Source organism: Vagococcus fluvialis (genome assembly GCF_048815235.1).
Lineage (GTDB): Bacteria > Bacillota > Bacilli > Lactobacillales > Vagococcaceae > Vagococcus.
In genome coordinates this window covers 108381-121630 of sequence record NZ_JBMEAO010000006.1, presented here as the reverse complement: position 1 = coordinate 121630, position 13250 = coordinate 108381, and the positions used below count along the sequence as shown (strand labels likewise).

15 protein-coding genes and 1 riboswitch are annotated in these 13250 nt (G+C 33.2%); of the genes, 10 read left to right on the top strand and 5 right to left on the bottom strand.

The features are described 5' to 3' along the window. Positions 1–2: 2 nt before the first annotated feature. The 4 genes from ACODH8_RS05575 (at position 3) to ACODH8_RS05560 (ending at position 2876) form a co-directional block, all read left to right on the top strand. Positions 3–776: a TatD family hydrolase gene (locus ACODH8_RS05575; protein WP_332466034.1), complete on the top strand. Its 774-nt coding sequence runs from the start codon at positions 3–5 to the stop codon at positions 774–776. Beyond that, complete coding sequence (gene rnmV, locus ACODH8_RS05570) at positions 773–1357, top strand: ribonuclease M5 (protein WP_332466033.1); 585 nt, start codon at positions 773–775, stop codon at positions 1355–1357. The genes ACODH8_RS05575 and rnmV overlap by 4 nt, the downstream gene beginning before the upstream one ends. Then, positions 1344–2228: a 16S rRNA (adenine(1518)-N(6)/adenine(1519)-N(6))-dimethyltransferase RsmA gene (gene rsmA / locus ACODH8_RS05565; protein ID WP_332466032.1), complete on the top strand. Its 885-nt coding sequence runs from the start codon at positions 1344–1346 to the stop codon at positions 2226–2228. The genes rnmV and rsmA overlap by 14 nt, the downstream gene beginning before the upstream one ends. Before the next feature lie 78 nt (positions 2229–2306). Continuing rightward, positions 2307–2876, top strand: coding sequence for a hypothetical protein (locus ACODH8_RS05560; RefSeq protein WP_332466031.1), 570 nt, complete (start codon positions 2307–2309; stop codon positions 2874–2876). A 72-nt stretch (positions 2877–2948) separates the two neighbouring features. Here ACODH8_RS05560 and ACODH8_RS05555 read toward each other — a convergent pair whose 3' ends face one another. Continuing rightward, a complete protein-coding gene (locus ACODH8_RS05555; protein ID WP_420517614.1) occupies positions 2949–4055 on the bottom strand; it encodes an ABC transporter ATP-binding protein in 1107 nt (368 codons plus the stop codon). Between the two features lie 118 nt (positions 4056–4173). Here ACODH8_RS05555 and mgsA point away from each other — a divergent pair, with 118 nt between their 5' ends. Together mgsA and ACODH8_RS05545 are read left to right on the top strand one after the other, a co-directional pair. Beyond that, positions 4174–4551 carry a methylglyoxal synthase gene (mgsA, locus tag ACODH8_RS05550; protein ID WP_332466029.1) on the top strand — a complete coding sequence of 126 codons (378 nt, stop codon included), beginning with the start codon at positions 4174–4176 and terminating at the stop codon, positions 4549–4551. Between the two features lie 61 nt (positions 4552–4612). Continuing rightward, positions 4613–4717, top strand: a riboswitch (THF riboswitch). 39 nt (positions 4718–4756) lie between these two features. After that, complete coding sequence (locus ACODH8_RS05545; RefSeq protein ID WP_332466028.1) at positions 4757–5281, top strand: folate family ECF transporter S component; 525 nt, start codon at positions 4757–4759, stop codon at positions 5279–5281. Between the two features lie 37 nt (positions 5282–5318). Here ACODH8_RS05545 and ACODH8_RS05540 read toward each other — a convergent pair whose 3' ends face one another. Next, on the bottom strand, positions 5319–6053 hold the full coding sequence (locus tag ACODH8_RS05540) for an SDR family oxidoreductase (RefSeq protein ID WP_332466027.1): 735 nt from the start codon (positions 6051–6053) through the stop codon (positions 5319–5321). An 87-nt stretch (positions 6054–6140) separates the two neighbouring features. On the opposite strand from ACODH8_RS05540, the gene ACODH8_RS05535 reads away from it, so the two are divergent. From ACODH8_RS05535 to ACODH8_RS05525, 3 genes are read left to right on the top strand one after another with little or no spacing between them, the layout of a single operon-like run. Then, entirely contained in the window at positions 6141–6626 is a 486-nt protein-coding gene (locus tag ACODH8_RS05535; RefSeq protein ID WP_332466026.1) for a MerR family transcriptional regulator, read from the top strand. Positions 6627–6645: 19 nt separating this feature from the next. After that, positions 6646–7335, top strand: coding sequence for a YjjG family noncanonical pyrimidine nucleotidase (locus ACODH8_RS05530; protein ID WP_332466025.1), 690 nt, complete (start codon positions 6646–6648; stop codon positions 7333–7335). Positions 7336–7390: 55 nt separating this feature from the next. Beyond that, complete coding sequence (locus ACODH8_RS05525) at positions 7391–7861, top strand: hypothetical protein (RefSeq protein ID WP_332466024.1); 471 nt, start codon at positions 7391–7393, stop codon at positions 7859–7861. 42 nt (positions 7862–7903) lie between these two features. On the opposite strand, the gene ACODH8_RS05520 is transcribed toward ACODH8_RS05525, so the two are convergent. The 3 genes from ACODH8_RS05520 to ACODH8_RS05510 form a co-directional block, all read right to left on the bottom strand. After that, entirely contained in the window at positions 7904–9661 is a 1758-nt protein-coding gene (locus ACODH8_RS05520; protein WP_332466023.1) for an ABC transporter ATP-binding protein, read from the bottom strand. After that, positions 9654–11387: an ABC transporter ATP-binding protein gene (locus ACODH8_RS05515; protein ID WP_332466022.1), complete on the bottom strand. Its 1734-nt coding sequence runs from the start codon at positions 11385–11387 to the stop codon at positions 9654–9656. Before ACODH8_RS05515 ends, ACODH8_RS05520 begins: the two co-directional genes overlap by 8 nt. A gap of 104 nt (positions 11388–11491) precedes the next feature. Further along, positions 11492–11971 (bottom strand): nucleoside 2-deoxyribosyltransferase, encoded by a 480-nt coding sequence (locus tag ACODH8_RS05510; RefSeq protein ID WP_332466021.1) that lies wholly within the window; start codon positions 11969–11971, stop codon positions 11492–11494. A gap of 154 nt (positions 11972–12125) precedes the next feature. Between ACODH8_RS05510 and ACODH8_RS05505 the strand changes: the two genes are divergently transcribed. After that, on the top strand, positions 12126–13244 hold the full coding sequence (locus ACODH8_RS05505; protein ID WP_332466020.1) for a 3D domain-containing protein: 1119 nt from the start codon (positions 12126–12128) through the stop codon (positions 13242–13244). The last annotated feature ends 6 nt before the right edge of the window (positions 13245–13250 follow it).

Genomic DNA, 13250 nt, shown 5'->3' with positions numbered 1-13250 from the left:
TAATGATATTTGATACACATACTCATTTAAATGTAGAGCAATTTAAAGATGAAATACCAGAAATAATGGCAAGAGCAGAAGAACTTGGTGTTAGTGAAATGGCTGTTGTAGGCTTTGATACGCCAACTATTGAAAAGTCTTTGGAACTTAGTCATACATATGAAAATATTTATAGTATTATAGGATGGCATCCAACTGAAGCAGGTAGTTACACACCAGAAGTTGAAAAGAGATTACAGGCTCAGTTAGAAGATAAACGAGTGGTAGCTTTAGGTGAGATTGGCTTAGATTATTACTGGATGGAAGATCCTAAAGAAGTCCAAGATAAGGTTTTTAGAAGGCAAATAGCTATTGCTAAAGAAATGAATTTACCAATAAGTATCCATACAAGAGACGCGATTGAAGATACTTACAAAATATTAAAAGAAGAAAAAATCCATGATATTGGCGGGATTATGCATAGTTTTAGCGGAGATGCTGAGTGGGCAAAAAGATTTTTAGACTTAGGAATGCACATATCATTTAGTGGTGTTGTTACTTTTAAGAAGGCCTTTGAGGTTCATGAAGCAGCGAGTTTTGTTCCACTAGACAAAATGTTAGTAGAGACAGATGCTCCTTATCTAGCTCCAATGCCCTATCGAGGTAAGAGAAATGAACCAGGGTATACGAGGTATGTAGTAGAGAAAATAGCAGAGCTTCGAAACTTGCCATTTGAAGAAGTTGCTAAGATAACCCAAGAAAATGCTCATAGATTATTTAGAATAGGTGAACAATGAAAGAAAAAATACGAATAGAAGAAATCATCGTTGTTGAAGGAAAAGATGACACCAAACGGCTTCAACAATTTATTGATTGTGACACTATTGAAACGAATGGTTCAGCGTTAAGTGATGAAACATTAAACAAAATCAGTCATGCTGAAGAAGTACGTGGTGTTATTATTTTTACGGATCCAGATTTTTCAGGTGAGAAAATAAGGAAACAAGTAACTGAAGTAGTTCCTACTGCCAAACATGCCTTTATTTCTCGCAAAAATGGTGTTCCTAAAAAAGCTGGAGGAAGTTTAGGTGTGGAACATGCGGATAAAGAAACTATTTTAGAGGCTTTGAAAAACGTTTCAACACCAACAACTGAAGATTTTACATCTGAAATAACCCAAGAAGATTTAATACGATTTGGGTTGATAGCTGGGACTCATGCGAAACGAAGAAGAGAACTTATTGGTGAGAAGTTAAATATTGGTTATACTAATGGCAAACAACTACAAAAAAGATTAAAAATGTTCCAAATTGATAAAGATAAATTTACCCAAGCAATGAAAGAAATTTTAGAGGATGAAGACTATGACAGAGTATAAAGATATCGCAACACCTAGTCGGACGAAAGAAATATTAAAAAAATACGGCTTTTCGTTCAAAAAAAGTTTAGGACAAAATTTTTTAACAGAACCAAATATTTTAAGAAATATTGCAGCAGCTGCTGACTTAAATGAATCGGATCGTATTATTGAAATCGGTCCAGGGATTGGTGCCTTAACAGAACATCTAGCTCGTTCAAATGGTGAAGTACTGGCTTTTGAAATTGATCAACGTTTAATTGAAGTATTAGATGATACATTAAGTATTTATCCTAATGTGACGGTTGTAAATGAAGATATCTTAAAAGCAGATGTTAAAACAATTGCTGGAGAAGTTTTTTCAACTGAAGGCGATGTAAAAGTAGTCGCTAATTTACCCTACTACATTACGACACCTATTATGATGCACCTATTAATGTCTGGATTAGATATTGCTTCTATGACTGTTATGATGCAAAAAGAAGTCGCTGATAGAATTACAGCGAAACCAAGTACTAAAGCATATGGGTCATTATCAATCGCTGTGCAGTACTATATGGAAGCTAACCTTGAGTTTATCGTCCCAAAAACAGCTTTTGTACCGCAACCAAATGTTGATTCAGCCATTATTAAGTTAACTAAAAGAAGCGAGCCAATTGTAAAAGTGTTAGATGAAGACTTTTTCTTTAAATTAACCAAATCAGCATTTACTCAACGTCGTAAAACGTTGTGGAATAATTTAATGAATCATTTTGGGAAAGATGAAGCAACGAAAGCATGGTTATTAAATGCCTTAGAAAAAACGAACATTGATCCTAAAAGACGTGGAGAAACATTAAGCATTCAAGAGTTTGGAGATTTGTCAAACGAATTGTTAACGAACAAAAAATAAAAGAAGTTAAATAATGTCCGTTGACAAAAATCTGTGCATTCGTTATCATAGTTTCAAAAGATGTTGGAGATGAATAAAATGAAAAACAGATCAGTTCAGTCCTTAACGTATACGTCATTACTTATTGCTTTAGGTATTATGATTCCAATGGTTATGCCAGTTAAAGTCGTTATTGGGCCAGCTTCATTTACATTAGCAAGTCATGTACCTGTATTTTTAGCTATGTTTGTTTCACCGATGGTAGCAGTATTAGTAGCATTAGGAACAGCTTTTGGTTTCTTCCTAACTTTACCATTTATTATTGGAATGCGTGCTTTATCTCATGTGATTTTTGCTTTTATCGGTGGTTTCTATTTAAGTAAACGCCCAGAATTAGTAGATTCACCTAAAAAAATGATTGCTTTTAATGTAGTCATTGGATTAATTCATGCTTTATGCGAAACATTAGTTGTGACAGTGTTCTTTATGACAGGGAAATTATCGGCAGAAAGTTATACATCAGGATTTTTTGTAACAGTCTTCCTTTTAGTTGGTGTTGGCGGCTTTATTCATAGTTTGATAGATTACACTATTGCCTTTTCTATTGCTCAAAAAATTGGTTGGAAATTTAAGTTTCCAGTTTACTTAGCAGCACATAAACAAAAATAAATAAAAAAGAGTCTGACAGGATGGTGTCAGACTCTTTTAATTTTCACTTAACGTGAAAAGAGGGAATATGTTTTAGCGGATTGCTTCTTCAGTTTCAAAGTCGAAGAAGTGTCCTTTATTTAAGTTAAATGCTAATTCAATTTGTTCACCAGGAACATATGAAGAACGAGCGTCAACTTTAGAAATAAATTCAGTTTCTCCAGTACGAGTATAAAGCATTGTTTCAGCTCCAAGTAATTCAGATACAACTACTTCTGAATCTACAACACTGTGTGGAGAAGTATCTTTAACGATTGGCTCACTATGAATATCTTCAGGACGAATACCAAAGACAACTTTTTTACCAGCATAGCCTTTTTCTTTTAAGACTTTGAATTTACCTTCTGGAACTTCTAATCTCATGTGATCACCATCAGTGATGTAACCATCTTCACCTAATGTTACGTTGAATAAGTTCATCGCAGGAGATCCAATAAAGCTTGCTACGAAAACATTATTTGGTGTGTCATATACTTCTTTTGGAGAACCAATTTGTTGAACAAAACCGTCTTTCATAATAACGATTCTGTCAGCCATAGTCATAGCTTCAGTTTGGTCATGGGTAACGTAAATTGTAGTAGTTTCTAAACGACGGTGAAGTTTAGCGATCTCAGCACGCATGGCAACACGAAGTTTAGCATCTAAGTTTGATAAAGGCTCATCCATTAAGAATACTTTAGCGTCACGTACAATAGCACGACCTAAAGCTACACGTTGTCTTTGTCCACCAGATAAAGCAGCTGGTTTACGTTGTAAGTATTCAGTTAATCCTAAAATTTCAGCAGCGTTATCAACACGTTGTTTGATTTCAGCTTTATCATATTTACGAAGTTTTAGACCAAATGCCATATTATCGTAAACTGTCATATGTGGGTATAAAGCGTAGTTCTGGAATACCATGGCGATATCACGGTCTTTAGGCGCCACGTCGTTTACGATGCGGTCTCCAATCCATAATTCACCTTCAGAAATATCTTCAAGACCAGCAATCATACGTAAAGTTGTAGATTTACCACAACCAGATGGTCCAACGAATACGATAAATTCTTTATCTTGGATATCTAAATTAAAATCTGTTACTGAGTAGTTAGGGTTACCGTCATATTTTTTATGGATACTTTTTAGTGCGATTTCTACCATGATTAAATCCTTCTTTCTTCTCTTTTGATAAGTACAGTATAATGGAAGATGTAATGCGCTTACAATGTTAAAAGTGCCCAATCATTTATGTCACTATGCCCAAAAAGGAGAGATTAGAATGAAAATTGCTTTAATTGCTCACGATCAAAGGAAAGAAAGTTTAGTAAATCTAGTTAAGAATTATGAAAAACTTCTATTAAAGCATCAATTATTTGCAACAGGAACGACAGGTACTAAAATTATGGAAGCAACTGGTTTAAATATTCATTTATTTAAGTCAGGTCCACTTGGTGGTGACCAACAAATTGGAGCTAAAGTAGCAGAAGGAGAAATGGACTTAATTATCTTTTTAAGAGATCCTTTAACAGCGCAACCACATGAGCCAGATGTGAACGCTTTGATTCGTCTAAGCGACGTCTATGAAGTGCCACTAGCGACCAATAAAAAAACAGCGGAGTGGTTATTAAAAGAGTTAGAAAATTTGGCGAAAAATTGACGGGAACACTCTTTATTGTAATTATAAAAAAATATGATATAGTCTTAGTGTAAAACAAAAAAACAGAGTAGGAAATGATGCGTAAAGTGCTAACGGGATGGGATGTTGCTCGTTGGACGAAAAGTGCTAGTGGAGCACTTGCGACATTATTTCTGCATTCGCTGCATATTGGATGTAGCAACTCTAAATTAAAGGAGATGCTAGAATGGAGAAACAACGTTTTACTGCTAAGTCAATTGCTTTAATGGGGGTGCTGATGGCTCTCAGAATTATACTGTCACAGTTTATTTCAATTACAACACCGTTTGTAAAAATCAGCTTTTTCTTTATACCAGTCGTACTAATGGCTATATTATTTGGTCCACTAATTGCCGGTATGGGGAATGCTTTGTGTGATTTTTTTGGAGCGTTACTATTTCCAGCAGGAGGAGCTTATTTTCCTGGATTCACATTAACTGCTTTATTAGCAGGAGCAATTTATGGTGCTTTTTATCATAAAAAAGAGTTAACAATCTCGAGAATCATATTAGTAAATGTTATTGTTACGTTTATTATTAGTTTACCTCTTAATACTTTATGGCTGTATATGATGCAAGGTAATGCAGTATTTGCTTACTTACCAGCTCGTATTATTTCATCAAGTCTTATGTGTGTGATTCAAGTAGTTGTTACTTATTCTATGGTTAATATCCGTGCGTTTCAGGCACAATTATTAAAATTTGAAATATAATAAAAACTCCGTTGGTTTATTTTCCAACGGAGTTTTTTTAAGCTTGTTGTTTAGTTGCAGCAATTGCAATTTCTCTAATAGTAACTTCTTGAGGCATACTGTAAATGAAATCAATAGATTCAGCAACTTTAATAGGATCAAGTGTTAATCCACCCATACTTTCTTTCCAACCTAAATAATCAGTTAAAGATTTTTCATTGGTCACATGGGTTAAGAGTTCTGTTTCAGCAGCACCAGGTGAGATTAAAGAGACACGTACATTTGAATCGGCAACTTCTTGACGAATGGTTTCAGTCAAACCATGCACACCAAATTTTGTAGCAGCGTAAGCTGCATGATCCACAAATGCTTTAAATCCAGCAATGGATGATACATTAATAATCGTACCACCTTGTCTTTGTTTCATTTGTGGTAGGACAGCTTTCATTCCATTTAAGACACCGATAATATTAGTTTGAAGCATAGTTTGCCATTCAAGCTCATCTTGAGTAGTAATATCACCTAGTAGCATAACGCCGGCATTATTTATTAATAAATCAGTAGGTCCATAGACAGATTCTGCCCTTTTAATAGCCGTATTTAATCCTTTTGCATCAGTAACATCGACTTCTTCAACAATTACATTGTTAAAATCTAATGGCAAAGACTTAACTTTTTCACCACGGCGGGCGATTAGTAATAGAGGGAATCCTTTTTGATTAAAAATTTCAGCAGTTTTAGCTCCAAAACCTGAACTAGCTCCTGTGACAACGACTAATGGTTTAGTTGACATTTTTTAGACACATCCTTATATTTAATAGAAACTATTAAGAGCATACACCTTGGAGTTAACTCCAAGGCAAGAGAAAGAGTGAAAAAAATGTATACAATTGGTCAAGTGTCAAATATCACGCAAATTAGTACAGATACACTAAGGTATTATGATAAGATTGGTTTGTTGCCATTTGTTAAAAGAAATCAGTCTGGTCATAGGATTTTTAGTGAAAATGATTTGAAGTATCTAGAAGTTATTCAGTGTTTAAAACTGTCGGATGTTCCTGTAAAAGAAATTGGTCAATTTGTTGAGTGGACCATGATGGGGGATGACACATTAAATCTGAGAAAAGAATTTTTTACTGAAAAACAAACTAATCTAGAAGAAAAAATCAAAACCCTAGAAACCATGTTAGCTTTTTTAAAATGGAAAAAATGGTATTATGAGAAGGCTTTTGAAGCAAATACAGAATCTATTCACTTTATTGAAGGAACTAAAAAACTTAATCCAGAAGTACTGGATTACTATAATAGTCTTCAAAAAAATGAAAAAGATAAAGTTCAAAGAACGCCAAATCACACAATCAAATGAAAAGTATAGGGGAATATATATGAAAAAATATGATTATTTAATTTTTGATTTAGATAACACATTATTAAATTTTAGTCAGTCAGAAACCAATGCTTTACGCAGCTTATTCACAAAGTATGGCGTTATTTTTAATGAAGAGACATTTGCAACGTATAAAGAAATTAATCATGAGTTATGGCAGAAATTAGAAGAAGGTCGCATAAAAAAAGAAACAGTTTTAAATACAAGATTTGCTAAGTTTTTTGCCACACAAGGACTCCAAGTAGATGGGGCAGTTGTAGATGATGAGTATAGACAATTACTTGAGTCACGAAATGATCTAATGCCCCATAGTATCGAGTTGCTAACTTACTTAAAAAGCCAAGGTTACAAGTTGTTTGCAGGAACTAATGGCGTTGGAAGAACTCAGAGAAAACGATTGAAAAATGCTGAAATGACGGAGTTTTTTGATGCCTTATATATTTCTGAAGAAGTTGGGTTTGAAAAACCAGATGTTCGTTTTTTTGAAACAATATTTACAAAAGAGGGAATTAAAGACTTATCAAAAGTGTTAATGATTGGAGATAGTTTAAGCTCTGATATAAGAGGTGCGAATCGAGTTGGAATAGATTCGATTTGGTTGAATAATAGTTATGATGATGTTATTCAGGATGAACCGACATTTAAACATACTAATTTAAAAGATATAGAGAATATGTTTAATATTTAAAGGTTATCATGTTATAATATGGGTATAATTGAATATAGCGAAACGGAGTGATTTAATGAAGCAGTTTTTTATGGAACAAAGTGGTTCTGAGAACAAAGAGAAGTTTATTATTAAAGATCGACGTGGGGAAGAAACGTATACTGTGATTTTAAATGATTTGGAAGAAGAGCATCTATTAATCTCAGATTTCAAAAAAAATCCAGTTGTACTTGTTAAGCAAAAAAAGGGGAACGATCAAAGTCAATTTGCTGTATTATTAGATGGAGAAACAGCTTTTTATATTGAAAAAGATGAAACGACATCTAAGCTGACAGCTAGTAGTGATGAATTAACAATTGATGGTGATTTGTTGGATATGACGTTTGATGTGATGTTTGGTTATCGTAAGGTAGGCAAGATTAGAAAACGTTGGATTACATCAAATGATGCTTATGAATTAACTGTATTCGAAGATGATAGAGAAACAGCTTTAATTGGTTTATTAGCCGTATTAAATATAACAATAAATTTAACGAAAATAGCATAAAAAGAGTATTTGGCCTGATTTTATCTGCCAAATACTCTTTTTTTATACTTTTTTGAATTGCGCTTGATAAAGTTCGCTATAAAAGCCATTAGGAATTTTAAGTAGTTCTTGATGAGTACCTATTTCAACAACACTTCCTTGGTCCATCACTAAAATTCTATCAGCTTTTTTTATTGTTGAAAGTCTATGGGCGATAACAAAGCTCGTTTTACCAACCATCATGTTAAAGAAAGCGTCTTGTATATGTTTTTCAGTTAAGGTATCTACCGAACTAGTCGCTTCATCTAGAATTAACATTTTAGGATTGCTAATCATCGTTCTAGCAATAGTTAAAAGCTGCTTTTGACCATTTGATATAACAACGCCATCCTGACCAATAATAGTATCAAAACCTTTAGGTAAAGTTTCGATGAAATGATAGATAAAGGCGTCTTGACAAGCTTTTATTACTTCTTTTTCTATTGCCTGAGGATTTCCAAAAGTAAGATTATCCCAAATACTCCCATTAAATAACCAAGTGTCTTGAAGAACCATTCCAAAAGATTGTCTTAATTCATTTCGATTAATTTCTTGAATCGGAATATTATCGATTAATATATTTCCTTTATCCACGTCATAAAATCTCATCAGTAAATTAACTAAAGTGGATTTACCTGCACCGGTTTTTCCTACGATTGCTATTGTTTCTCCTGGGGACACTATTAAATTAAAATCTTCAATGAGAGGTTGCTGTTTGTTATAAGAAAAAGAAACCTGTTTAAATTCAATTTGTCCTTTGAGTTGTTTTAATTTAAGAGTAGCATGACTTTTTTCTTCAGTAGCTTGATTGTTTAAGTTCACAATTCTACTTAATCCAGCGATAGCTGTTTGAATTTGAGTCATCATACCAGAGAGTTCAATAAAAGGTTTTGAAAATTGACTAGAGTAGAGTAAAAAACTAGTGATAATCCCAATTGTGATAGACTCAGAACCATTAATAATAAGTAGTCCACCTGTTAAACCAATGGCTAAATAAGCAAGATGATCAATAAAACGTGATAAAGGATTTGTTAGCGATGATATAAACTGTGCTTTTTGACCTGAAACTTGCAACTTTTTATTTAATGAATCAAATTTAGTTTGATTAGAAGCTTCATATTGAAAAGTTTTAATCAGTTTTTGATTGGTCACATTTTCAGAAAGAAAGCCAGCTATTTCTCCAACACTTTTTTGCTGTGCGGAAAACTGCTTTTGGGAATTAGTAGCAATCAACCAGTTGACTAAAAAAATCAATCCTGTTGAACACAGAACAACAACAGTAAGAAAAGGACTTAAAAGAAACATACTAATTAATGAAATGACGACTATTGTAACACCTGAAAAAAGTTGATTAAAAATCACAGAACAAGCTTCCGATAGATAATCTAAATCATTTGTAAATCGACTCATAATATCTCCATGTGAAGCTGTATCATAAAAACTTAAAGGTAGTTTATTTAAGTGATTAAAAGTATCTTTTCTGAGATTTGAAACGGAGCGATAAGCTACTTTATTTCCTAATGTTTGAATCAACCATTGGGATAAAGAAGAAATGACCGTAATACTTAATAAAAGAACAATTATCTTAAGTAAATTAGAAAGAAGTACTTGGTTGGTACCAATCATCGTGTCGATTCCTTTTCCAACTAGATAAGTAATCGACACGACGGATAAACCGTTAATAATACCTAAAGTACAAGCTAATAATATCTCAACTTTAAGATCTTTTAGGTAGTGAAGGAAAAAGGATATATTACTAGAATTCTTAGTTTTCTTAGTCATTTATCGTATCCTCCTCTTCTTGAGATGCCATAATATTTTGATAGACAGGTGAAGTTTGCACTAATTGTTGATGAGTACCTAATCCAACTTGCTCACCATTGTCTAAAACTAAAATTTGGTTTGCTTCCTTAACAGAAGAGATTCTTTGAGAAATAATAATCAAAGTAAGATCTGCGTATTTTTTACTAATGCCTTCTCGGATTAACCAATCAGTTTGATAATCAAGGGCACTTAGAGAATCATCCATGATTAATAAGTCAGGTTTTTTGATGAAAGCTCTAGCGATACTAAGCCGTTGTCTTTGGCCACCTGAAAAGTTAGTTCCGTTAGCTAGTACAGGTGAATCAAGTTTTTCTGGAAGAGTAAGCACAAAATCAAGACATTGAGCAACTTCAAGTGCTTCGTAGCAATCTTCTTCAGTAGCTATAGGATTCCCCATAAGCAAATTACTTCGAATCGTGCCGCTAAATAACACACTTTTTTGAGAAACAGTCGCAATATGACGTCTCAAATCTCCCGTCTCGTATTCTGTCATGTTTCTATTATTTAAAAGAATATTACCTTTTGTTATTGGATAAAAATGAGGAATTAAATCAATGAGGGTTGATTTACCACTTCCTGTTGGTCCTGTAATACCTAGAGTGTCACCTTTACGTAGGTTAAAGGAAATATTTTTTAATACATAACCACTTGTATCAGTGTATTTAAAAGAAACATCTTCAAAAGTGAGAAGGTTAGTCTGTTGCCAAGTATCAGTTTGTTTAATTTCTGTTGTTTCAATTGTAACTTCTGTATTAAATACCTCGTTAACACGATCAGCTGAAGCAAAAGCCTTAGTGAAAATAACGACTAAATTAGCCACAACAATTAAAGCTAATAACATTTGTGTCATGTAATTTATTAAAGCAACCACTTCTCCAGATGAGAGTTGACCTGTATTGACATTTAATCCGCCAATGTAAAGAATTAAAATAATCGCTAAATTCATAATTAACGTTGTTATGGGCGAAAGAAAAGCTGATAAGTTAGTAACTTTTAAGTAGGCATTAGCTAAGGCGTCGCTTGCGTGAGTGAAGTTTTCAACATCTTTTTCTTTTTTACCAAAGGCTCGAATGACTCTAACACCACTCAGATTTTGATTAATAACTTCGTTTAGTTTGTCTAATTTAAGTTGAACTTGTTTAAATAATGGAACTGTTTTTTTCATAATAATAAATAAAACCAAAGAAAAAATAGGAATTGTTAAAATAAAGAGAAAGCCCATTTTAGTATCAATATAAAAGGCCATGATAATGGATCCGATACTTAGAAATGGAGCTCGGATAACTAATCGAATTAGCATAGCTAAAGCTAATTGAAGTTGGTTAATATCACTAGTAGTTCGTGTGATTAAAGTAGAAGTCCCAAAATAATCAATTTCTTTATGAGAAAAAGAATTTATTTTAGCCATCATTTTTTGACGTAATTCTGTTCCAAAACCTTGAGAGGCAATAGAGGCGTAATATTGGCAAATCATCACACAAATTAATCCAATAACAGACATAAGGAGCATATAAACACCCATTTTAATTGTATAGCTAGTGTCTTGTTGTTTGATTCCTTGGTCAATTAATTTAGCCATATAAAGAGGTAGTAGTAATTCAAGGATAGCTTCAAGAAGCTTAAAAAAAGGACCTAAAAGTAATTCTTTTTTATATTTTTTGGCATGTTGTAGTAGAGATAACAATGACTCACCTTCTTATTTTTTTAGAAATAGTAACAGGTTGATAGTAACTAAGTAGTTATTACCAACCTTTTGCTATTTATTATAAAAGTACAAGTGTATTTATATTACAAATATGTTTCAATTTTTTTTAGCCAATCAGCTTCGTTATTAATGATATCTCCATTTAGCTTGATTAAGCCTGCTGTATATAGATTGACATAGGGAAATTGAGACTCAGCAACTTCATTTAATGCAGCTATTTTTTCTGAATTATTAGCTCCTTGTTGTCTAGAGTCTGTAAATAAACCTAAGACAGGAATACCAGCTTGATAAGCTACTCCAATTTCAGATGCAACACCAACATCAATGATAGGACCATCTAAAACAGCTAATACCAATTGGCTACTAAGTAAAGCGTCTGTGTCATATTTAGCAATCATTTTTGCATCTGCATAGCTTTCTTTATCGTTGATATCACCTTGCTCTTGAGGAACATAAATCTCAACATCAGGATAAAGAGTGCGAATTTTTTTTACAAGGTAATCGTTATAAAAACGCTCCATATCAGAAAATAAAGGACTTGCATAATAGATTTTTTTTGTCATACAAAAACTCCTAACTGTTACATGATTAGAAAACCCATCCCAAAATGTAACAATTTGTAAAGAGATTGTTACAAAGGTAGGAAGCTCTTCTTGTATAATAATAACATAATTAAGTAAAAAATTGATCGGTATGAAATTGAAAGGTGTTGTCGTTGTGAAAGTTAAGGGGCTGTCCATTACATTATTTTCTATTATAGCTCTATCTATTTCGCCAGTTTTATCTTTGGCTGCAGAGAGCGGTAAAGAAGCTAGCGTAAAGAAAGAAAGTATTGAGATTAGTAGTAAAATTGACAAAGCGCTTGATTCGGTAAACGCGAAATATCAAGAAGTTGAAACATTAAAATCAGAAGTTTCAACAACTGAAGAAGCCATTAAAGAAACTAAAAAAGATATTGAAAAAACAGAAGAAAGCATTGCTAAAAGAACAGAGGTAATGGCAGAACGTATGCAACATATGCAATCTAACAGTTCTTCATTTAACCTAATTGACGCTTTACTGTCAGCTGAAAACATGTCTGATTTTTTCAATAGAGCTTACGCAGTAACAGTGTTACAAGGAGCAGAAAAATCTAAAGTAGATACTTTAGCTGAAGATAAAGTACAACTAGAAGAATTAAAAGCAAGTCTTGATTCTAATCAAAAAACATTAACAGACAAACAAACGTTAATGACTCAAGAAGCTACAACATTAGAAAAAGATGTTGAGGCATTGAAAAATGAATTAAGTAATAATCAAGAAGTACTAGATAAATTAGCTGGTGATCGTATTGCTGAAGAAGCAAAAGCTAAAAAAACTGCTGCTGAAAAAGCAAATCGTAAAGAACTTGAAAAAGAAATAGCTAAACAAGCACAAGAAACAGCTACATCTGGTTCTGAAAATAATGGTTCACAAGGAACAACTAATACAACAGAAGAAAAACCTGTTATTGATCCTACACCTCCTGTGACAACACCTGAACCTTCAGTACCTGATACAGGTGGTTCAACTGGTGGAACAACGTTAAACATGGTAGCAACAGCTTATTCTTATACACAACCAGGATTATCTTTCTACACAGCTACAGGAATTGACTTACGTGAAAATTCACGTGTTATTGCCGTAGATCCTAATACGATTCCATTAGGTTCAGTTGTTGAAGTATCTGGTTATGGTTATGCAATAGCAGGCGATACTGGTGGCGATATTGTAGGTAATCGTATCGATGTCCACTTTAATACAATTGAGGAATGTCGAATTTTTGGACGCCAAAATGTAACAGTAACAATGAAATAATAAAAA

Bases quoted from the DNA above. Each gene is read 5' to 3' on its own strand.
- ACODH8_RS05575 (WP_332466034.1), top strand. From the start codon at position 3: ATGATATTTGATACACATACTCATTTAAATGTAGAGCAATTTAAAGAT.
- rnmV (WP_332466033.1), top strand. From the start codon at position 773: ATGAAAGAAAAAATACGAATAGAAGAAATCATCGTTGTTGAAGGAAAA.
- rsmA (WP_332466032.1), top strand. From the start codon at position 1,344: ATGACAGAGTATAAAGATATCGCAACACCTAGTCGGACGAAAGAAATA.
- ACODH8_RS05560 (WP_332466031.1), top strand. From the start codon at position 2,307: ATGAAAAACAGATCAGTTCAGTCCTTAACGTATACGTCATTACTTATT.
- ACODH8_RS05555 (WP_420517614.1), bottom strand. From the start codon at position 4,055: ATGGTAGAAATCGCACTAAAAAGTATCCATAAAAAATATGACGGTAAC.
- mgsA (WP_332466029.1), top strand. From the start codon at position 4,174: ATGAAAATTGCTTTAATTGCTCACGATCAAAGGAAAGAAAGTTTAGTA.
- ACODH8_RS05545 (WP_332466028.1), top strand. From the start codon at position 4,757: ATGGAGAAACAACGTTTTACTGCTAAGTCAATTGCTTTAATGGGGGTG.
- ACODH8_RS05540 (WP_332466027.1), bottom strand. From the start codon at position 6,053: ATGTCAACTAAACCATTAGTCGTTGTCACAGGAGCTAGTTCAGGTTTT.
- ACODH8_RS05535 (WP_332466026.1), top strand. From the start codon at position 6,141: ATGTATACAATTGGTCAAGTGTCAAATATCACGCAAATTAGTACAGAT.
- ACODH8_RS05530 (WP_332466025.1), top strand. From the start codon at position 6,646: ATGAAAAAATATGATTATTTAATTTTTGATTTAGATAACACATTATTA.
- ACODH8_RS05525 (WP_332466024.1), top strand. From the start codon at position 7,391: ATGAAGCAGTTTTTTATGGAACAAAGTGGTTCTGAGAACAAAGAGAAG.
- ACODH8_RS05520 (WP_332466023.1), bottom strand. From the start codon at position 9,661: ATGACTAAGAAAACTAAGAATTCTAGTAATATATCCTTTTTCCTTCAC.
- ACODH8_RS05510 (WP_332466021.1), bottom strand. From the start codon at position 11,971: ATGACAAAAAAAATCTATTATGCAAGTCCTTTATTTTCTGATATGGAG.